Origin of the sequence: Bradyrhizobium sp. USDA 4538 (genome assembly GCF_024171045.1) — a bacterium.
In the GTDB taxonomy this organism is placed as follows: domain Bacteria; phylum Pseudomonadota; class Alphaproteobacteria; order Rhizobiales; family Xanthobacteraceae; genus Bradyrhizobium; species Bradyrhizobium australafricanum.
Window position 1 is genome coordinate 1,679,871 of record NZ_JALJZE010000001.1, and the last position, 19,515, is coordinate 1,699,385.

Sequence of the window (19,515 nt, forward strand, 5' to 3'; positions counted from 1 at the left end):
TGGAGACAACCAGCCTCAGGAATTCGTTATCGCGTTCTTAAAGAAGCGCACAAGCGCATGCTCGACAAGATTCACGAGGATAAGTTGCAACCTCAAATACTGCTATCGGCTAACGGCCATCTCACCACGCCGCCTATTCCAAGATTCTCATCCGAAAGAATTCCGCCCAATTGTGAAATTTGCTGAACCGCCGCTGGAGCAGATATCCCATGACGCTGCTGGTTGACAACTAATGCTACAATCGAAAAAGATCGGAGCCCAAGCCGACCGACACATTGCACTCGTGACCGGAGGGGCACGAGGAATTGGGCTTGCGATCACACGTCGGCTCTTGGCCGACGGCTATCAAGTCGCTTTTGTGGCGACTAGAGCGGAGCATGTGGAACGGGCAATTCAAATTCTAAGCTGTCCGGCGAATCGTCTCTATGCCGAGGCGGTCGATGTAACGCGAGACGACGAGGTGCGAGGATTTGTTGATCGGATTCGGACCCGTTGGGGCGAGATTGCCATTTTGGTGAACAATGCAGGCATATCCCCCAAGCGCGTGGACCAGGATGCACCCTGGCTATCGCAGACGTCCCTCGAGGAGTGGGCGCGGGTCATCGACGTCAACCTCAAGGGCCCCTTCATTCTCTTACGGCTATTGGCGCCGGCGATGATTGCAAGAGGCTTCGGACGCGTTATCAATGTCAGTTCGCTTGCAGGCCGTGCCATGCCAATGATCGCCGGTCCGCACTATGCCGCATCGAAAGCAGGATTGGTCGGATTAACTCGGGCTGCTGCGCGTGATCTCGCTCCACACGGCATTACTGTTAATTGTATTGCACCTGGGCGTGTTCTCAGTGATCTGACTGGACCGCCCGAGGCCGCAGCCAACCGTACCGCTCTTGGTCGTATTCCGGTCGGCCGTTTCGGAACAGCCGAAGAGGTGGCCTACGTCGCAGGCTTTCTGGCTTCGCCGATGGCGGGTTTTATCACCGGTGCAACGATCGATATCACCGGCGGCGAGTTCGCAGCCTAAGCTTATCGATACCGGATTTTGGCGCGATAACATACTTCGCGCTTGACGGGCGCATTGTAGATTTGCCGTAAGATGGACATGAATCTACTTTAACGTGCGTCTCCTCAACTCGGGCTACGACACCCTCTAGAAAGTCGAAAACATATTCCGCTAAAGCCTTCGCCGTGTAAGACTCGGCAGGGACCGGGGCCGGGAAAGCCGCTATGGCCTGCCGACCGGTTCGGCCGGTCGCCATTCCCTTGCGAAAAGCTGCATCTGATCTGGTGCTGGGGACCGCTTCTACAACCCAGTCGACGTCGTTAACGGCCTCGAGATCGAGACTCGCACTGGAGGGCCAGGGGCGGCTTGCCGAACTTCTGACCCCGGATGGATTTCATCGTCCTGACGAAAAGATATTTACTCTTTGCTCGGGCCGCCGGCCAGCGGCTGATCTATCTCGTCGGCAAGCTCTACCAATGTGCCTCGGTCATCGTCACTACCATCTTGTGTTTGGCGAATGACTCAGCGCGTTCGATGACGCTAGAATAAGACGAAACTGCGCTGTTTGATCGATCGACGACCATTTCGACATCGTCAAGACCGGCAATAACAACTGACGATTCAAAACCGCGACGTTGATCACGTAGTCCGCGCTCGTCTCCGCGATCCCGGCCAGTTCCGACGAGCCGAGCGCTACCGCCAAACCACGCCGCGCGAAGGGGGCAATATTGGCCCTAACGCAATTTTGGTGCAGTTCCGATTATTCTGCGCCGATTAGTCTGGCTTGGAGCAGATCGATTTTCCCGCGACCGTACATTTGACGCCTAACGAGCTTGAGGCGCGTAATCTGACCTTCAGTCTGCCCGTTGGACCGGGGCGAAGTGATAGCGGCCCGCACTGCCGCCTCATCCTCGGCGACGCCGTTGGCGAACGAAGCTACAAGACTTGCGCGGGCTCGCTCGATCCAGGGGTAAGTCCCACCTCAACCTTGCGCCGGACCATCAAGTGGAATTCAGCGATGATCTCGCGCGCCTCGACCAACGTTGGTGCGCCAGATCGATCGCCGTGACCGTGACCGTCTCCCCTTTCGTAAGCAAGTCACGCCCGATTGTCATGAGACGCGCGATCGTCCTGGCCGACGGGATCTGCTGAAGGGTTTGCGCGTCGGTTTCTCGGCTCTTCGCCTGCGGGTCGCCCACTCGCTGATGACGCGGAGCGAGCCACGAAAGCCATGCGCTATTAAACGGCGCCAAAGTTCAGCTCCATTGCGGCAGCCGGACGCGCCCATTGATCGTCGAGCCATGGCAAGTGCAGATCCAACGAGCTTTGCCTGGTTCGGAAGACGTCGTGATGTTTCCGCGGACCACCTGTCGCACCAGCTTCCTGCTATGGCCGGTCTGACGCACGATCTGCTTGATAGGTATGCCGTTCTTCGACAGAGCCAGGATAGCCGCGTTAGTCTCCTCGCGGCGTAGATAGCCCTCATATTGGAAGCGCTCGGCGGCTGTGAGCAGCTTGTGATCGATCGTGGTCGCACCGATGACGATGCGTATCTGGCGCATCGATTTGCGCACGGCATCGAGGAAGGCCCGACTGGCGTTCTCCATCAGATGCCAACGATCGGCGACCTGTACCGCGTGCGGCAGCGCTTTTGCCGTGGCTTCGCCATATCCTCCACCACGATCGCGGGCGACAATCGCGATCGTGGGATGAGCAGAGAGCCAGGCTTGGGCGGTAGCTGGTTCACGATCCGGTAGCAGGGTGACCACCCGGTGCCTTTCCAGGTTGCAGACGATGCTGGCGTATCGGTGATTGCGACGCGTCATCAATACCGATAACCCTGAGCGGGTCAGCTGGGGGACGGCTGCGGCGCCGAACTACCCGAAGAAGCCAATCTTTGCTCACTGGCAGCATTAGCCGCTTTGCAAAGCCTGCTGCCGGTCGACCGCCAAGCGCCAGACCGAGATGATGGACGATGGAGCCAGTCTTGCCGTCCGTCGCGCCGATGGCGCCAGTACCCCTTCGACGAAGCGCTCGATGAAGATCTGGCGCCTGCATAGGATGGCATCGCAGCGGAAGCGGCGGGCGATTACCAGGAGTTGGACGATCCGCCCCGAGAGCGGCAGATCGGTCACGCGTCGCCGATACCGGCTATGGACACGTCGAGAAACCGTTCCGCACGATGGACACAGACAACACTTCCCGACGCCCGGACCGCAATCACGGCCTTATCACCTTCGAAGTACGCACTCTCTACAACAAACCCACTCGGCACCAGATTGGAGCGCTGGAGTGCCTGCTGCATGGCGCTGATTCTCCCCAATCAAAGCGTCAGACATCCCCCAAACTGCATCAAAAGTGAGTCAGAGCCAATATTGGACGCCGATGAGGGCGCGAATTTGAACGCCGATTGACACTCTCGGATCCCCCTTTCGAAATTCTTCCGCGTCACCGAGCCAACCTTCAGCCCAAAGCCACGCAAAATCCCGCGGATAGTCAACTCCATGTCGATCAGCCGCCCGAGAAGCTGTTTGCATGCGATCAGTAGGGCCCGGATCTCCTGCGCATCGACCGACTCTGCGTATACCGGCCGGAACCATCCATCTGGATCAACTGTGCATCCCGCGCATCCTTGCGATCAGTCTTCACCGTCATCGCTGACAATGTGGCCTTCACATGCCGCGTTTCGAGCAGAACCGTCTTGAAGCCTGCTCTTTTCAGGCTCGGATGCAGCCATTGCGAGAGCGGCCCCGCTTCCAGCCCGATCCGCTTTACTGCAAAGCCAAGCCTCTCAAAAAATTCGACTAAGGCGCCGGGTTCCTACCTTCGCTTTCTTCAGGATCTTACCTGCGCATCCACAACGCATACGCTCGACAGTTCCAATGACACGTCAATTCCGGCAGAGTTCTCCACGGCTGTCCTCCGTCTCCAGATGCTTGGGGCTGACTCAAGTCGTGCCCCTTTCATCATCTATCGGGGACAACCACCATCATCACCCCTTGCTCAGAGCAGCCCCATTGGGGCATCTAGTTCTGCGATCGGAGGGGCACCTGTCTCAGCTCCTGTAGTCCGCGCCTCCCTTGCGCTCCATCGCGTCGAAATGAGCTCGCTGGATGTGTTCACGTCGCGTACACCTGCACCTGACAGGCACGCTCTAAGTAGTACAGCCGGTCGTAGGCCTCACCTACCGTCTCGCCGGTGACCAGCACGCCGTGGTTGGCCATGAACAGAGTTGATTTGTCGTGCAGAAGCTTCGCAAGGCGCCCGCCTTCCTCGGGCTCGTGCGCGAAGCTTGGGTAATGGTCGTCATCGGCGATTCTGTCCATCATGCTAACTTCAGTCTGACCGATCGGAAATATGCGCTGGTTTTGGACTCGGGTGAGCGCGTTGGCATACGGCATGTGGGTATGGAAGATCACAGCCGCCTTCGGACTGAGGCGGCGAATGGCGGCGTGGATGCAGACCGAGCAGCGCTCCATGTCACCCTCGCCGCTCAAGGTCGTGACCTCATAGCTCACCTCCAGGAACGAGCTGGCGGTGGGCTCCGACTAATGCATGCCGAATGGGATCAGTAAGAACCGAGACTTGCCCGGCCACCACCATGGTCAAGTAGTTGAAAATGCCTCACTCAGATCGTGCAAGACTGCTAGCCAATGGGCCGCCGCAAGATCGACCCTCGCCCGCCATTCGGCAGATTTTCACGGAACTGGATCGGTACCGAGGACAGATCTTTAATTGGCATTTAAATTCTCTCCTTTGAATGGTCGTATCCACTGATGCTGCAATTGGCGATCCTCGTGGCCCTGCCCTCGAGCCTCTGTCACGGCTATCTCAACAAATTCGCGAGCCGCACTGTGTACTCCTCTGCCATCCGTAGCGGCGGTTCATGCGTACCGGCGTCGCAAACGTCTGGGCCGGCGCGGCCGACGACCCGATGCGGTTGGATAAGAGAGACGAGTTGTACTCACATTGGGGGCGGCCACGAAAAATTCGAGCCTGCTACGAGATGCCCGCCGTGTCACCAAACAGACTGAAGTCCTCGCTACTCATTCCCGTACCCTGGAATGTTCCTGCAATATGATGCTCGCACCAATTGTAAAGACCCAATGCGCACCCTTCGATAAAGCATGCTATGTTCTTAAATACTTACTCGTCGAACCGAGTTTTGGGTTCGCCGCTGAGTAGCCGCTTCAATGCATCAAAATGAAGATCGAAATGCGCACGGCCACCATATTTCAACTCCTTGTAGTTTAGCGGAGCTCCCATTTTCAAGGCGATCTCGTCTGAAATGGGCCTTAACTTTTTTCCTGTCCACATCGCGTAGAGCTGCGTTTGGCATGCACGCTCCAAATAGTACATGCGATCATACGCTTCGCCCACGGTGCGGCCAAGCACAACGATGCCGTGATTTCCCATGAACAGGATCGATTTGCCGCCTAGAACTTTGCCCAACCGATCGCCTTCTCCCGGGGTACTCCCGAATCCCGAATATCTGACATCATACGCTATGTCGTGAATGAAGCTCGCTTCTGTCTGCCCAATCGGCAATAGCCGCGAATCTTCTAAGCGAGTGAGCGCGCTCGCGTAGGGCGCATGTATGTGGAAGACATAGGGAGCATCCGGCCGCATCCGATGGATCGGCACGTGGATGCCGTAGGATGACCGCTCCACCTCACCCCGCCCTTTGATGACCCTCTTGTTGAAATCGACCGAGAGGAAGCAGCTCGCGGTAGCCTCCGACCAGTGCATGCCGAAGGGCAAACACAAGTACTGATCGGGATGATCCGGTACTATCGCCGTCAGGTGATTGAATATTCCTTCGGAGAATCCCTGAAGATGGGCGAGTCGATGGGCAGCTGCCATGTCAACCCGTTGATCCCATTCCGCTTGTGAGAATTGGCTGCGTTCCGTCTTTGGCTCATACATAGACATGACGATCCTCAATCGGGGGGAGTTTTAGGACAAGCGTTGCCGCTGTCGTCGGAGGATTCTCATAAGGTCAGCGTGATGACTAACGACGCCCTAAAGCCCGCGTTTGTTGGCGTTGTCACAGGCCAGATACCGTGTAAAGCTGCTGTTTACAAGATCTTCTCCCCCCCCAAATCCGAGAGGCGTCGATTTTCAGAGCCCATCGCGGATTCTAAGCAATTGAGGGTCCAGAAGTGCTGCATTTATTTCTGCGGCAGAGAAGGCAAATGCGGATTCCGCTCGATGTCGCCCGCTATTCCGAGATGATGTCGGCCGGGTGACGAGCCCTCTTTTGGCTCCCATACGGTCGTCCCTTTCGGCGTTGCGAAGGAAGACCCTGGATGCCGACGGAGAGGCTTGCGACGGTCTGTGCGCGATGTGATCAGGATAAAACCTGCGGGGCTGCCGAGCCGCGAGATTGCGCGGCGGTGGGAGCAGCCGCCTCGTCGGTGCGGCTGACGATCCGGCCGGTTCGAGGCCGCGGGCCTGACTTAGCCGCTGCCGCACGATATGATCGACGCAGTCTTGGAAGCGCGGCTGTTCGCCAAGTCCGGCACCAGCAACCAGCACGGGCATCGGCGCCTCGCCGAGCCCGACTGGGCAGCCGTGCACCGCGAGCTCAAGCGCAAGCACATGACGCTGTCGATCCTGTGGGAGGAGTACATTGCCGCCGAGCCCGGCGGGTACCGGCGCTCGCGCTTCTGCGAGCTCTACCGCGCCTGGGAGGGCCGCCTGTCGGTCACGATGCGGCACCGCCGCCGGCGCGGCCGCGCAAGCCTCGCGATAAGGCCAAGGTCGAGCAAGCCGTGCTCGTCGTCGAGCGCTGGCTGCTCGGTCGCCCGCGCCATCGCACCTTCCACAGCCTCGCCGAGGTCAACGCGGCGATCGGCGAGCTGCTAAGTATCCCTCCGTTGAGGGCCGCCTTGTTTGACGAACGCGATCGCTGCAGGTCCTAGGGGTAATCCTAGGAGAAGCGCTATGACGATTTCGAGGGCGGAGGTGATCACGTCGTTCGAGCGGCGGCGCCGCTGGTCGCAAGATGAGAAGGAACGGCTTGTTGCAGCGTCGCTGGAGCCCGGCGCCAATGTTTCCGAGGTGGCTCGCGTGGCCGGGCTTCATGTGAGCCAGCTGTTCAGGTGGCGCAAGGAGCTTTGCAGGCACGGCGAAGCGAGCATAGCGCCGTTTGTTCCGGTCGAGATTGGGGTCGTCCGCGCCACTGCGGGAGGTGGCCGAAGCGCCGTTGACGACGACGACGCGTCGACGCAAGAGCCACGGCATCATCGAGATTGATCTTGGTACCGGGCACATCCGGGTCGATGGCGACGTTGATGGAGACGCGCTACGTCGTGTTCTCGATGCTTTGGTCCGCCGATGATCCCAGTTCCCACGGGCGCGCGAGTGTGGCTCGCGACAGGCTACACGGACATGCGCCGAGGCTTTCCGTCGTTGGCACTCCAGGTGCAGGAGGTGCTGCGCAAGGACCCGCTCAGCGGTCATCTGTTCGTCTTCGGGGGTCGCCGAAGCGATCTTGTGAAGGTGATCTGGCACGATGGCCAGGGAGCATGCCTGTTCACCAAGAGACTCGAGAGAGGAAAGTTCGTCTGGCCATCGGTTGCGGGTGAAGCTGTGACGATCTCGCCGGCTCAGATGAGCTACCTGTTGTCCGGAATCGATTGGCGTAACCCTCAAGAAACCCATCGGCCGACGCGGGTCGGATAGCCGCTTTTACGATTTGAATCTGCTGCTCGATCTGATTCAATGGCTTCATGACATCGAAGCCGGACGATCTTCTTTCTGACCTCGCGAGCGCCTACCTTGCGCTGCTGGCCGAGCGAGAGATGTTGCAGGCTGAGCGCGATGTCGCCGTCGCGGATGCCGCCAGTGCGCGGGCGGAGCTGTCGGACAACGAAGCGCTGATCGCACATCTTGAGCTGCGGATCGAGAAGCTCAAGCGCGAACTGCACGGGCAGCGATCCGAGCGCTCGGCACGGCTGCTCGAGCAGTTGGAGTTGGAGCTCGAGGAACTCGTAACCACGGCGAGCGAGGATGAGCTTGCCGCTCAGGCGGCGGCGGCGAAGACGCAGAACGTCCGTCCCTTCACGCGTAAGCGGCCGGTGCGCAAGCCTTGGCCGGACGATATCGAACACGAGCGCGTCGTTGAAGCTCCAACGACCTGCGCCTGCTGCGGTGGATCACGGCTGGCGAAGATCGGCGAGGATGTGACCAAGACGCTGGAGGAGATCCCGCGCCGCTTCAAGGTCATAGAGACGGTACGCGAGAAGTTCACCTGCCGCGATTGCGAGACGATCAGTCGTTCCATGCCACGCCGCGCGGCTTCATCGGTCCACAATTGCTGGCGACCATCCTGTTCGACAGTAGGGTCGAGGACTGGCGCGCCGCTCGACCAAATTTTCGATCGCACACGTTTCCAGCCCCCGCCACATCGCACGCAGCATGCGGATTTCCCGCACTACGCGCTCCCATTTGCTTCGCACCAAGGCTTATTTGACCTATCGTGCTGGAGCGGCTTTCGCCTTGCCAGTACTCGCCCGGTAGCCATTAAACAGCTTCAAGGTATCGTACAGCCACGACCTACTCCACTGCTTCCAGCCGAAGCCTTTTCGTTTCCGAGCCTTCGCCAGATGGCGTCTGACCTTCTTCTCTACCCAGTTTCTGATGTAGGCGAAACATTTACCGGAATCGCCCATCGCGAAGTAGTTTACCCACCCTCGGAGCTTCGGATTGATCAGGCTTATCACCCGGCCAATCGGTTGCGACCGGTGGCGGCGAAACACTTCCTTGAGCCCCCGCAGAAGCGCCGTCCGCTTTTTGAGCTTGGGCGTGTAATACGGCCGCATCACTCCGCGCAGACTGCGGAGGTAGCGGAAGTCGAATCCCAGAAAGCCCAAGCTCTCGCCTCGTTCCAGATCGACTATGCGGCTCTTCTCATCATTCACTTCAACCTGCAGTTTGGTGAACTCTTCCCGTAATCGCTTGTCTATGGCACCGAGCAGCCAGTCATGTCGCTTGTGGGCGTCGATCAAGACCACCAGATCGTCAGCGAATCGTGCATATTCGACGTTGGTGTACTTGCCGCGACGAGTTACCTCACGCGCTCGCTCCAGCATCTTATCCACCTCGTTGAGGTAGAGATTACTGAGCAAGGGTGAAATTACCCCGCCCTGTGGAACCCCCTTCTTGCCAGATGCTTTCAGCATCAGCCGCAGCAGATGCAGAATTTCCTTGTCGTCGATTCGCAGAGCCACCTTCTCTAGCATCCGATCGTGCCGGATGTTGTCGAAATAGGCGCGCAAATCAACGTCGAGAATCCGCGTCTTCCGCTCGGCTACCGCCTGGGCAACTCGCTTGATCGCTTCATGTGCCGTACGCTTGGGCCGATATCCAAACGATCCCGGTTGGAAATCCGCCTCGAATACAGGTTCGAGTACGAGCTTGAGCGCGCCTTGCACCACTCTGTCGCGAATAGCCGGAAGCGACAGAACGCGGACCTTGGAGCCCCCGTCCTTCGGTATTTCCCGCTTCCTTGATGGGAGTGGCTGATAGCTGCGCCCGATCAGTTCGTCCCGTAATTGTTCGAGTAGCGACTCCACGCCTCGCGCTTCGATGGCTTCGAACGTCACTCCGTCTATTCCCGGAGCGCCGTCGTTTTCTTTCGCCATCTCATACGCTGCGCGCAGCGTCTCCATCTTACACACGTGGACGTATAGACCCCAGAAACGCCAAGACGGTTCAGCCTTCGCCTTGACGTATAGCCTCCGCCTCAGGTCCTGCAAATCGATGGACGCCTTTGTCATCTCGTCCTTGCCTTCCTTACGTTGGAGACATCACAAATGGCAGGGTCCCTTCGCTCCACGGGTGTTACCCCGCTTCAGCGCTACTGCGGACCCGGCCGCCACCTTCTCATCTTCGGCCGATTTCCCGGGGGCGCCGGTTATACGGCCTACCTTCTTCCGGCGATTTCTCTCCGGGATGAGGAAGGCTTCTCCAGTTGCTTTGCATGTCCTTGTCACCGTGCTGTCGCTTTCACCCCGCCGAAATGATCCGTCGCATCAGTTAGCATTCGTCGGATCATGCTGCCTTCGCCCCTAAACTGCGGGCTCGGCTTTCGGTTCTGAGCATTTTCGAGGCCACAGCGCGTTCTCTTTTGATACGGCCCGGTGACTCGTGAGCTCCCCAAGGGAGTCTTTGTCGATAGGCTTCAGAAATTCGGTTTCTCTCCTTTCTGCTATCCACACTACGGGGAGCTAACTTTTTCCCCGGCAGGACTAACTCCTGCTGAACATGCCAGCCTTCGCTGGACGCACAGTTCGGCATGCATATCCCGCTCAACCGCCAAAGCGCGCGCTTCAAGAGCGAGAGGATCGACCTGTCGTTGTCGACGCTGGCGGACCAGGTCGGCCACGGGACCTTCGCGGTCATGCCGCTCTTCCACCTGATCGAACGCCATGTGCTCGCTGCCGAGCGCCTTCATGGCGATGACACTACCATCCGGATCCTGGCGAAGGGCAAGTGCACGACCGGACGGATCTGGACGTATGTACGGGATGATCGGCCCTTTGCCGGGCCTGCGCCGCCTGCGGCGGTCTATTACGCCTCGGGTGACCGACGAGGCGAGCATCCCCAGAAGCATCTGGCCGCCTTCGCCGGCATCCTGCAAGCCGATTGCTACAACGGCTTCGAGCCGCTGTTCGATCCGCAGAAGAAGACACTACCAATTACGCCGGCGTATTGCTTTGCCCATGCCCGGCGAGGCTTCTTCGAGCTGGCTGACATCGAGAAAAATGCTCGGGAGGGCAAGAAGGGTAAACCGGTCTCCCCGATCGCACTGGAGGCGGTCAAGCGGCTGGACGCGTTGTTCGAGATCGAGCGCGCCATCAACGGCTGTGACGCTGACGACCGGCGCGCCGTCCGCCAGGAACAGAGCAAGCCGCTTCTCGACGACATGCACGCCTGGCTGCTGCGCGAGCGCGAAACCCTCTCGCGCTCGTCCGAGGTCCTGAAGCCGATCAACTACATGCTCAGGCGCTGGGAGGGCTTCGCCCGCTTCCTCGACGACGGCAGGATCTGCTTGACCAACAATTGCGCTGAACGCGCATTGAGAGGCATCGCCTTGGGACGGCGCAACTGGACCTTCGCCGGCAGCCAGCGTGGGGCCAACCGTGCCGCCATCATGCTGACGATGATCACGACGTGTCGTCTCAATGACGTCGATCCAAAGGCCTGGCTTGCCGACGTCCTCACCCGTATCGCCGATCTTCCCACTTCGCGTCTGCACGAACTGCTGCCCTGGGAATGGAAGCTTCTGCGCCAGGCTGCAGAGCCCTCCGATCAGCGGGCCGCCTGATCTTCACCCAACGCCATCATAGCGCTCTCGAGACCCGCGCGCAGTGCGTCAATCGGGCGGCCCTCGTCGTGTGCGTACGCTGCTAACGCGGCTGAATGAGGAGCGGCCGATCCGGCGGCGGCGTGACCGCCGCAGGCTGCTCGAGGAGGATCGACCGGCCGGCGCTCAAACCCTTGCCGGAAAGCCCCCTAAGTGCATGCTGAGTTGCGGATCCGCCGCGTCAGCAGATTACCACGTCGAGGTGGAGAAGCATTGCTACAGCGTCCCGCACCGCTTCGCGGGCGCCGAGGTCGAGGTGCGGCTTACCGCCCGCATCGTCGAGATCCTCGACAAGGGCGAGCGGATCGCCGCGCATCCGCGCTAACGGCTGGCGCCGCGGCCGCTCGGCAATCGACATCGGTGCGTGCACCTACGGTTCGGTCAAATCGATCCTGGCCAACAATCTCGATCGGCGTCCCGCTCCCAAGCGCTCCGCGGGCGGCGCGCCGATCCTGCATGCCGACATCCGCGGACCACGATACTACAATTACGAGACCACCCCTTGCGCACCACCCGACCCTCGACCGCCTCAACGCCCTCGGCCTCCACGGCATGGCCAAGGCCTTCGTCGACATCGAAGCAACCGGCGAGGCCGCGAGTCTCGGCCACGCCGAATGGCTCGCGCTGCTGCTCGAACGTGAAGCCTCGCTGCGCCACAACAAGCGGCTTGCCACCCGCCTGCTCGACGCCAAAAGTTGCGCCAGCAGGCGTATGTTGAAGACGTCGACTACCACATCCCGCTCGACCGCGCGCTGTTCGCCAAACTTGTCGAGGCCGCTGGATCGACGACCAAACCAACCTGTTGATCTGCGGACCGGCCGTCGTCGGCAAGAGCTGGCTCCGCCTCGGCGCTCGGCCACAAGGCCTGCCGCGACAATCGCTGCGTCCTCTACCAGCGCGTCCCGCGCCTGTTGACGGATGAATTGCGGGCAGTTCACCTATCCGTCCGCCTTCGGATTGGAATTTAACTCCTTGCGGAGGAAGCAGTGGCAGGTCAGAGCCCGTTCGGCTCGGTGGCAATATTGCGGACGGCGCCATTGAGAAGAAACAGCGCGTGTTGCTTGATTGATGGCTCTGGAATGTTCACATCCTGACTGGTGGCGACTGAGAACGAGCGGCAGATCTCAACGGCCAAGAGCGGCTCAACTTGTCAAACACTATGCGACGCCACGCTCACATACTCGAAAAATGGATTGGAAGCTAAAAAAAGCGCTCCGGCGGGCATGCCGGAGGCATTTTGGAGGTCAGGCGAGATTTAGCGATCGAGTCTTTTCGCTTTGGTTTGGCAGCGTGTCACCAGTTGCGCTGAGCGTGGAGCAGCATCGTCAGGCTATTTTGATTCTTCAGCTCATACGCAGCGCCTGGCTTTGCAATACCCGACTGCAGCGGCAGCGTCACGGTGCTTCCGCTCGCGTACTTCTGGTCCAGCATTGTGTAATTGATTTCGGCCAAGAAGGTCAGGCCCTTGACGGGGGTCCAGGAGGTGTATGTACCGACACTCGAATAGTTGAAGTCTGGGTTACAGCCGGCGACCCCGTTCGACAAAGCGAGTCCTGTGACTACAGCATTGCAGATGTAGCCCTTGGCTGTGCCGTTGTAACGAACAGCGGCCCATCCACCGTAGATGGTGGTGGCCCAGTGCGGATTCCAGTTGTGAGTGTAGCCACCGTTAAAACCGAAGGTGGTGGTCAACTCCTGGCCGGAGCCCGTCACGAACACTGAGTCAGAAAGACCGGCAACTCCGATGCTCTGGTAAACACCCGCCAAGTTCGTACCGCCGTACATCGCGAAGGTGCTGCCAAAATAGCTATTGAAGTTATAACGGCTTGCACCTTTCGTATACACGCCGGCCATATTGATTGTGTCGCCCGGGCCAGTCGGGATATTCTTGATTGATAATGCCAGCAGACCAGCCCAGCCCCATTTGTCATCCGGATGACCGGTGAGCTCGGTTGCACCATAGTAAGCCGAATGGTTGTCGTGAGCGGCAAGCGACGCTTGGAAGAGGCCCCAGGACTGGTCAACACGAAGCATGGCAATGAAGTCTGGAGCGCGCGTTCCGCCAATGTCATTGGCACCGTACGAACCAGAGGCGATACCGGCGGGCGACGCAGCGCTCACGTTCCAGATGTTGGTTGTGTAGCTGACGACTTGATCCTGGGCCGAGAAGGAGGCCGTGATGCCCTGGCCGAAATCGGCGGTGTAGGTGAGTTGGTTCACGGGGTCCCAGCCGCTGCCGCCTACCACGTCGTACCAGTTGGCCGGATAGTCGGCCCATGGCGGGGAGAACTGCGATTGCGCCTTACCGATTGTGAAACCAGCGAACTGGATAAAGGCGTAGTAGACAGCGAGCGTACCGCCAGCGACAGCGCCCGGATTGGCGTTGTTCGGCGCCTGAGCGCCGCCGATTGACTGGTAAACGGTAGACCCGTTTCCTTGCCCGCTGTAGCTCCCCGTTGTCCATCTGTAGCCGGCCAAAAAGTAGGTGCGGAGCAGACCATACTCGGTCGCAGTGCGAGTATCGATGCCCAGATTCGCCTGAGCTCGCCACGTATAGTTGTTGCTAAGGCGGTTTTGCGCGCCACCCGCACCGAAGTCGGCGGTGCCAGCGATAACATTTGACCGCACGGTGATCCAGTTTCGCGCATAACCGCTAAGCTTGATGCAAGTCTCGGTGCCCGGGATGTAGTAGAATCCGGCGCCATAGAGCGAGCACACCTTTACGTACTCGATAGGTTTCGCCTTCATCGGAAGATCGGCCGAGTGCGCCCCGCCCCCCGCAAACATCGCCACAGAGCAGAGGATAAGAATCTTTGTCAGCTTCATTGATGAACCTCCAAGCTGGAAATATCGTTTCGTCCTTCCAAGGTCCGCCTCGACTAGCTCGCCGACGGGCGGGTTCTCGACGGAACACGTCGAGGCGCCCCCCTCGCCGTCGACTAGAATTTAATTGTCACAATCAATTGTTTCAATCAATCATTTTGATTGCGTGTTTTTCTTGCGAAATGTCGTAATTTGGCAACACTCGAGTTTGTTTCCGCGAAAAAGCGGGGTTTCTCACCCGGATTTGTTATCGGTAAAGCTTACTAAAGGCTTCACAATTAGTTCAGGCGGTGAGCGGATACTAAAGCGGGCCGGAAACATTATAAATTTTAATTGCACAACTTAATTTTATCCAGAAGACGCCTAGGTTGGTGAAGTGTCCGAAACGGATATGTGCAATCTAGCTAACGAGAAAGCGCCCGTGGTTGGGCAAGAGATGGAAAGACCAGCATGGCCGAAAAAGAACAAGCTATTAGAGCTGTTACGGACTTCATCTGGAACATTGTCGAGATTCACTCTCAACTCGAGGCAATACACAAAACTTGGGGTGAGCTGTTAGGAATGACCGAACCACAGTGGTTAATCCTGATGGCCATTGACGAACTTGACCAAGGTCGCGGCGTTTCGGGAATTGCAGTTGCGAACAAACTAAGAATTCACCCCGCCTTTGTTACTAACCAGACAAAAAAACTCGAAAACATGCGGTTCCTGACTCGCGTAACATCGCCTGATGACGCAAGGTTTCTGCAGATCTCGCTGACAGAAAAGGCGCGGGCGGAAATCACGAATCTGTCGGATAAGAGACAAGCCCTCCACTCGACCATGTTTGGCGGGCTGGATGAGGAGTCGCTTGATTATCTCAATAGGCGGCTAACCTCGATCGCCAAGAATAGCCGGCTCGCATCGCAAAAATTGAATTTAGGCGCGTTGTAGGCACGAAGCGATGATGCTTACCCACGAAGAGCACAAATTCGTAAGCCGTGATCGCTAGGTAGTCGCCTGTGAACAAGCCTGTAAGCGATTGAGCGGGAGTCTGTTTTTGGGATTTGACGGCGTTTGAGATTGCAGGGATTTGAGGCTTGATGGCCGCAAACCTTGCAAATTCGTTTTGTGGATTCCTCTCCGCTGTGAACCGTGCTTCTGTGGTGCACCGGAGGGATGATGCGGCCGAAGAAGCACAAGACGACGGGATCGAACGATCTGTTCCGGGCACGGCTGGACCAGATCATCAACATGAAGCACGAGCTCGTTCTGCTTGCCGGCAAGATCGACTGGGACTGGATCGACGGCGAGATCGCCCCGCTCTACAGCGAGAACGGCAGGCCGGGGATCGAGACCCGCTTCATGATCGGGCTGCTGTTGCTCAAGCACATTTACGGGCTGTCCGATGAGGGGGTGTGCGAGCGCTGGGTGCACGATCCGTACTTCCAGTTCTTCACCGGCGAAGAGTTTTTCCGGCACGTTTTCCCGCACGAGCGCTCGGACCTGAGCCATTGGCGCAAGCGGCTCGGCGACAAGCTGGAGCAGTTGTTGGCCGAGAGCCTTCGGGTGGCGCACGAGACCGGTGCGTTACGCAGCCAGGACCTCAAGCGGGTCACGGTCGACACCACAGTGCAACCAAAGGCCATCAGCTTCCCGACCGACGCCAAACTGCTGCATGCAGCGATCCGGGGGCTGAACCGCCTGGCGAGGAAGCACGGGGTCAAGCTGCGGCAATCCTATTGTCGCGTGGCCAAAAGCGCGGCGATGATGGCGGGCCGTTACGCTCATGCCAAACAGTTCAACCGGCATCAGCGGCAGCTGCGTATCCTGCGCAGCCGGCTGGGGCGGATCATCCGCGACATCCGCCGCAAGATCGAGGGCGAGGCGACGCTGGAGGAGGCGTTCGCCCTCCCGCTTGGCCGGGCCTCGCAGATCCGCTCGCAGCAGCAGCGCCAGCGCGGTTTCAAGCTTTATTCTTTCCATGCCCCGGAGGTGGAGTGCATCGGCAAGGGCAAGGCCGCCGCACCTTATGAGTTCGGCGTAAAGGCCTCCATCGTCACCAACAATCGCCGCGCCCCCGGTGGCCTGTTCGTGCTGCATGCCAGGTCGCTGCCCGACAACCCTTACGACGGTCACACGTTGCGGGATGTTATGGACCGCACCGAGACACTCACCGGCTGTGCGATCGAGCGGGCCTACGTCGACAAGGGCTACCGCGGCCACGACGCGCAAAATCCCCGCCGCGTCTTCATCTCCGGCCAGAAGCGCGGTGTTTTCGGCGCCATCAAGCGTGAGCTGCGCCGCCGCTCCGCCATTGAGCCCATCATCGGACACCTCAAAGCCGAAGGACACCTCGGCCGGTGCTACCTCAAGGGCCGCGCCGGCGATGCCGCCAACGTCGTTCTCTCCGCCGTCGGACACAACCTCCGTCGCATCCTCGCCTGGTTCAGAGAACTTTTGCGCCTGTTGTTGGTCTCGCTCTGGCGCACGCTCAACTGTCCAGCTCAGCTCAATCCGGCTTCTTAACGGTCGACTAGGTATCCCTCCTTTGAGGGCCGCCTTGTTTGACGGACGCGAGCGCTGCAGTCCTAGGAGAAGCGCTATGACGATTTCGCGGGCAGAGGTGATCACATCGGTCGAGCGGCGGCGTCGGTGGTCGCAAGATGAGAAGGAACGGCTCGTTGCAGCATCGCTCGAGCCCGGAGCCAGTGTCTCCGAGGTGGCTCGCATGGCTGGTCTTCATGTGAGCCAGCTGTTCCGGTGGCGCAAAGAGCTTTGCAAGCACCGGTGAAGCGAGTATAGCGCCGTTCGTGCCGGTCGAGATTGGACCGTCCGTGCCGCCGCGGGAAGTGGCCGAAGCGCCTTTGACGATGACGGCGCGTCGACGGAAGAGCGTAAGCGGCAAGCTGAGCTTTCAATTACCCATAATTGTTGCCTCGATTGCGGCTCCAAGTTCGATGTCGGTCAGCCGCGATAGTCCGCGCCAGATCACGGTATTTCCTGGAGGCGGATCGTTGGCTCGGGCTAAATATCCTCCGAGCCGCGCGATCTTGACGACATAGTGCGAGAGCGTGCTTCGTCGAGAGCAATCACCACCCCTGTCTTTCACCAAATGATCAAGAAGCCTGATTTCGGGATCCGTCAGCGCCGTTTGCGGTACGGCATTCGGCGAGGAGCGACTGAGCATCGTCATCCAGAAGACGCGCCAACTCACAATGCATCCGATCGATATAGGAAGCAGATCACAAAGTCGTCAAAATAAGGCACCCAGTCGGGCTTCGCCCCGCAGTCGGCCCTTCACCACGCGGTCGAACAAGAGGTCGAGAACGTAATAAAGGTAGAGGTTGCTCAAAAGTACACTGATCGGTCTGCCTTGTGGCTTTCCTTGTTCGCTCGGATACATGGCTGTGTATTCCAAGACAACAGCTTTCAACCGAGCGCCGGATGAAGCTGATCAGGCGCGGATCACCCGATGTTCGATAAACCGGGGGAGTCAATCATGGTCGAGACTCCCGAAGACGTTCTTCAAATCCGCCTCCAACATCCACTGATCATGCTTCAACTTCGGCCTGCTTCTGCGATGGCTAGCAGAGCTTTTGCGCGTTCGAAACCGTCCCAAATCAAAACTCCCTTGAGCCGGCCGCCGCACTGGTTCTTCACGGAACAGCCATGATCCTGAGGCGCTCAAGCGGCCCCTGGCCGAGCGGCACGGGAGCGAGCGGCTGCGTCAGATCGTCATTAAGGAACTGCGAACGCTACCCGGCCGAGAAATTCCCGAAGAGCGGATTACACCTCCAGCACCTTCAGCAGGTCGCAGCCTGTCCGGCTTGCACTTATCGTTTACGCTTGCTGCGTAAACTGATTAAGTGGCCGCTTGAGACCGAGGTTCTCTCTTAGCGTTTTTCCGGAATATCCAGATCTGAATTTGCCTCGTCGGCGCAATTCGGGAACGATGAGATCAATAAAATCCTTCAGTCCGCCAGGAAGTGCCGCTGGGAGAACATTGAAGCCATCAGCCGCACGTTGATCAAATGTATCCACCATCGCGTTGGCAACTTGGTCCGGCGTTCCGACAACCATAAGATGGCCTTTGCTGTCCGATATAAAACGGATCAGTTGTCTCCAGGTGAATTTCTGACGCGCCGCCTGGTCGAGAAGCAGCCTCTGACGACTCCGCATGAAATTTGTCTGCGGTAATACTTCGGGTACTAATGAGTCCAGATTCATTGAACGTAGCTCGGTAACAGAACCCAGCGCGCGATCGGCCAATGCAATTTGCACGTCGATGTGCATATGCGAACGTAGCCTTTCAAGCTTTTCGGACGCCTCTTGCTGAGTCCTCCCAACGATCGGGACAATGCCCGGCATGACCAGAACCTGATCGTCTTCCCGCCCAAGAGAGCGCGCTTTCTCCTTGAGAATCGCATAGTATCGCTTACCGTTTTCCAACGAAGGTTCGGCGGTGAAAACGACCTCGCCGACTTCCGCAGCGAATGCTATTCCAGCATCGGATGCGCCAGCCTGAACCAATACGGGATACCCTTGTGGCGGCCTTGCGACATTCAGTGGGCCTCTGACTGCTAAGTGTTCCCCTCGGTGGTCGAGCAAATGCAGCTTCGAAGTGTCAACGAAAATACCACTTTGCTTGTTGCGAATAAAAGCGTCATCTTCCCACGTATCCCAAAGACCCTTGACGACTTTTACGAATTCTCTCGCTCGAACATAGCGAGCGTCATGATCTGGAAGTTCCTTTTCACCGAAATTTGGGGCTTCGAATTTAAGGGTTGACGTGACTATGTTCCAGGCAGCACGCCCCACCGATAGGTGATCAAGCGAGGCGAACATGCGTGCGAGATGATAAGGATGATTGTACGTAGTTGTCGCCGTTCCGACAAGGCCGATAAGTTGTGTTCTCGATGATAGCGCGGACAAGAGCGTGATTGGTTCGAACCCATCGTTTCGGCTTGAACGAGCTATATGTGCATCGTCTAATTCGGATACGCTTGGGGTATCAGCCAGAAATATGAAGTGAAATGCCGCCCCCTCCGCAAGCGCCGCCAGATGAGTATAATGGCCTATATCAACTCCGCAGTTCGCTAATACGTTCGGATCGCGCCATGCACCCTCGTGATATCCCGCGTCAAAGAGGAATACTCCCAGCTTCATTTCATCATTGCGTCGCATGCAGCACCTCCGTGCGAATTGGACTATCGTCGCGAACCAGTTCAGTTAGTGCAGTGTTTTCCAGTAGGCCACAGAAGTGCCGAGCCGAATTTCTTAAATCCCGGTTCCCTGTCGGCACCGAAAGCTTATTCGGCCGCATAGCTACTAGCTTTCC

At 58.4% G+C, this 19,515-nt stretch carries 13 protein-coding genes and 7 pseudogenes; 11 read left to right on the plus strand and 9 right to left on the minus strand.

Annotated features, from left to right (window positions below; genetic code table 11):
* Window positions 1-232: 232 nt before the first annotated feature.
* Window positions 233-1,021 carry an SDR family NAD(P)-dependent oxidoreductase gene (locus tag J2R78_RS07275; protein WP_256558532.1) on the plus strand — a complete coding sequence of 263 codons (789 nt, stop codon included), beginning with the start codon at window positions 233-235 and terminating at the stop codon, window positions 1,019-1,021.
* Window positions 1,022-1,760: 739 nt separating this feature from the next.
* Here J2R78_RS07275 and J2R78_RS07280 read toward each other — a convergent pair.
* From J2R78_RS07280 to J2R78_RS07295, 4 genes and pseudogenes are all read right to left on the minus strand, one after another.
* Window positions 1,761-3,305, minus strand: a pseudogene (locus J2R78_RS07280) (ISL3 family transposase).
* Window positions 3,306-3,416: 111 nt separating this feature from the next.
* Window positions 3,417-3,913: pseudogene (locus J2R78_RS07285) on the minus strand (transposase); the annotation flags it as partial.
* Between the two features lie 206 nt (window positions 3,914-4,119).
* Window positions 4,120-4,527: pseudogene (locus tag J2R78_RS07290) on the minus strand (class II aldolase/adducin family protein); the annotation flags it as partial.
* A 619-nt stretch (window positions 4,528-5,146) separates the two neighbouring features.
* Window positions 5,147-5,932 carry a class II aldolase/adducin family protein gene (locus tag J2R78_RS07295; protein ID WP_253603621.1) on the minus strand — a complete coding sequence of 262 codons (786 nt, stop codon included), beginning with the start codon at window positions 5,930-5,932 and terminating at the stop codon, window positions 5,147-5,149.
* Window positions 5,933-6,325: 393 nt separating this feature from the next.
* On the opposite strand from J2R78_RS07295, the pseudogene J2R78_RS07300 reads away from it, so the two are divergent.
* The 4 genes and pseudogenes from J2R78_RS07300 to J2R78_RS07315 all read left to right on the plus strand — a co-directional run.
* Window positions 6,326-6,870, plus strand: a pseudogene (locus J2R78_RS07300) (hypothetical protein); the annotation flags it as partial.
* A gap of 76 nt (window positions 6,871-6,946) precedes the next feature.
* Window positions 6,947-7,258, plus strand: a complete 312-nt coding sequence (locus tag J2R78_RS07305; protein ID WP_253603622.1) for a transposase — start codon at window positions 6,947-6,949, stop codon at window positions 7,256-7,258.
* 81 nt (window positions 7,259-7,339) lie between these two features.
* Window positions 7,340-7,687, plus strand: a complete 348-nt coding sequence (gene tnpB, locus J2R78_RS07310) for an IS66 family insertion sequence element accessory protein TnpB (protein WP_253603624.1) — start codon at window positions 7,340-7,342, stop codon at window positions 7,685-7,687.
* A gap of 47 nt (window positions 7,688-7,734) precedes the next feature.
* Window positions 7,735-8,342: pseudogene (locus tag J2R78_RS07315) on the plus strand (IS66 family transposase zinc-finger binding domain-containing protein); the annotation flags it as partial.
* Window positions 8,343-8,478: 136 nt separating this feature from the next.
* Here J2R78_RS07315 and ltrA read toward each other — a convergent pair.
* Window positions 8,479-9,675: a group II intron reverse transcriptase/maturase gene (ltrA, locus tag J2R78_RS07320; RefSeq protein ID WP_253603626.1), complete on the minus strand. Its 1,197-nt coding sequence runs from the start codon at window positions 9,673-9,675 to the stop codon at window positions 8,479-8,481.
* Window positions 9,676-10,292: 617 nt separating this feature from the next.
* Between ltrA and J2R78_RS07325 the strand changes: the two are divergent.
* From J2R78_RS07325 to J2R78_RS07335, 3 genes and pseudogenes are all read left to right on the plus strand, one after another.
* Window positions 10,293-11,333 (plus strand): annotated as a pseudogene (locus J2R78_RS07325) (IS66 family transposase); the annotation flags it as partial.
* 196 nt (window positions 11,334-11,529) lie between these two features.
* Window positions 11,530-11,697, plus strand: a complete 168-nt coding sequence (locus J2R78_RS07330) for a hypothetical protein (RefSeq protein ID WP_253603628.1) — start codon at window positions 11,530-11,532, stop codon at window positions 11,695-11,697.
* Between the two features lie 131 nt (window positions 11,698-11,828).
* Window positions 11,829-12,283: pseudogene (locus J2R78_RS07335) on the plus strand (ATP-binding protein); the annotation flags it as partial.
* Between the two features lie 83 nt (window positions 12,284-12,366).
* On the opposite strand, the gene J2R78_RS07340 reads toward J2R78_RS07335, so the two are convergent.
* Entirely contained in the window at window positions 12,367-12,507 is a 141-nt protein-coding gene (locus tag J2R78_RS07340) for a hypothetical protein (RefSeq protein ID WP_253603630.1), read from the minus strand.
* Window positions 12,508-12,665: 158 nt separating this feature from the next.
* Window positions 12,666-14,198, minus strand: coding sequence for a porin (locus J2R78_RS07345; protein ID WP_253603632.1), 1,533 nt, complete (start codon window positions 14,196-14,198; stop codon window positions 12,666-12,668).
* A 447-nt stretch (window positions 14,199-14,645) separates the two neighbouring features.
* Here J2R78_RS07345 and J2R78_RS07350 point away from each other — a divergent pair, with 447 nt between their 5' ends.
* The 3 genes from J2R78_RS07350 (at window position 14,646) to J2R78_RS07360 (ending at window position 16,968) form a co-directional block, all read left to right on the plus strand.
* Window positions 14,646-15,128 carry a MarR family winged helix-turn-helix transcriptional regulator gene (locus tag J2R78_RS07350; protein WP_253603634.1) on the plus strand — a complete coding sequence of 161 codons (483 nt, stop codon included), beginning with the start codon at window positions 14,646-14,648 and terminating at the stop codon, window positions 15,126-15,128.
* Between the two features lie 228 nt (window positions 15,129-15,356).
* Window positions 15,357-16,703 carry an IS5 family transposase gene (locus J2R78_RS07355; protein WP_069280586.1) on the plus strand — a complete coding sequence of 449 codons (1,347 nt, stop codon included), beginning with the start codon at window positions 15,357-15,359 and terminating at the stop codon, window positions 16,701-16,703.
* 76 nt (window positions 16,704-16,779) lie between these two features.
* On the plus strand, window positions 16,780-16,968 hold the full coding sequence (locus tag J2R78_RS07360) for a transposase (protein WP_253603636.1): 189 nt from the start codon (window positions 16,780-16,782) through the stop codon (window positions 16,966-16,968).
* Window positions 16,969-17,091: 123 nt separating this feature from the next.
* Here J2R78_RS07360 and J2R78_RS07365 read toward each other — a convergent pair whose 3' ends face one another.
* Together J2R78_RS07365 and J2R78_RS07370 are read right to left on the minus strand one after the other, a co-directional pair.
* Complete coding sequence (locus tag J2R78_RS07365) at window positions 17,092-17,370, minus strand: hypothetical protein (protein WP_253603638.1); 279 nt, start codon at window positions 17,368-17,370, stop codon at window positions 17,092-17,094.
* Between the two features lie 647 nt (window positions 17,371-18,017).
* Window positions 18,018-19,361, minus strand: a complete 1,344-nt coding sequence (locus tag J2R78_RS07370) for an LLM class flavin-dependent oxidoreductase (protein WP_253603640.1) — start codon at window positions 19,359-19,361, stop codon at window positions 18,018-18,020.
* Between the last annotated feature and the right edge of the window lie 154 nt (window positions 19,362-19,515).

Coding starts and splice junctions, on each gene's coding strand:
- J2R78_RS07275 (WP_256558532.1), top strand. CDS start 233: ATGCTACAATCGAAAAAGATCGGAGCCCAAGCCGACCGACACATTGCA.
- J2R78_RS07295 (WP_253603621.1), bottom strand. CDS start 5,932: ATGTCTATGTATGAGCCAAAGACGGAACGCAGCCAATTCTCACAAGCG.
- J2R78_RS07305 (WP_253603622.1), top strand. CDS start 6,947: ATGACGATTTCGAGGGCGGAGGTGATCACGTCGTTCGAGCGGCGGCGC.
- tnpB (WP_253603624.1), top strand. CDS start 7,340: ATGATCCCAGTTCCCACGGGCGCGCGAGTGTGGCTCGCGACAGGCTAC.
- ltrA (WP_253603626.1), bottom strand. CDS start 9,675: ATGGAGACGCTGCGCGCAGCGTATGAGATGGCGAAAGAAAACGACGGC.
- J2R78_RS07330 (WP_253603628.1), top strand. CDS start 11,530: ATGCTGAGTTGCGGATCCGCCGCGTCAGCAGATTACCACGTCGAGGTG.
- J2R78_RS07345 (WP_253603632.1), bottom strand. CDS start 14,198: ATGAAGCTGACAAAGATTCTTATCCTCTGCTCTGTGGCGATGTTTGCG.
- J2R78_RS07350 (WP_253603634.1), top strand. CDS start 14,646: ATGGCCGAAAAAGAACAAGCTATTAGAGCTGTTACGGACTTCATCTGG.
- J2R78_RS07355 (WP_069280586.1), top strand. CDS start 15,357: ATGCGGCCGAAGAAGCACAAGACGACGGGATCGAACGATCTGTTCCGG.
- J2R78_RS07360 (WP_253603636.1), top strand. CDS start 16,780: ATGACGATTTCGCGGGCAGAGGTGATCACATCGGTCGAGCGGCGGCGT.
- J2R78_RS07365 (WP_253603638.1), bottom strand. CDS start 17,370: ATGACGATGCTCAGTCGCTCCTCGCCGAATGCCGTACCGCAAACGGCG.
- J2R78_RS07370 (WP_253603640.1), bottom strand. CDS start 19,361: ATGCGACGCAATGATGAAATGAAGCTGGGAGTATTCCTCTTTGACGCG.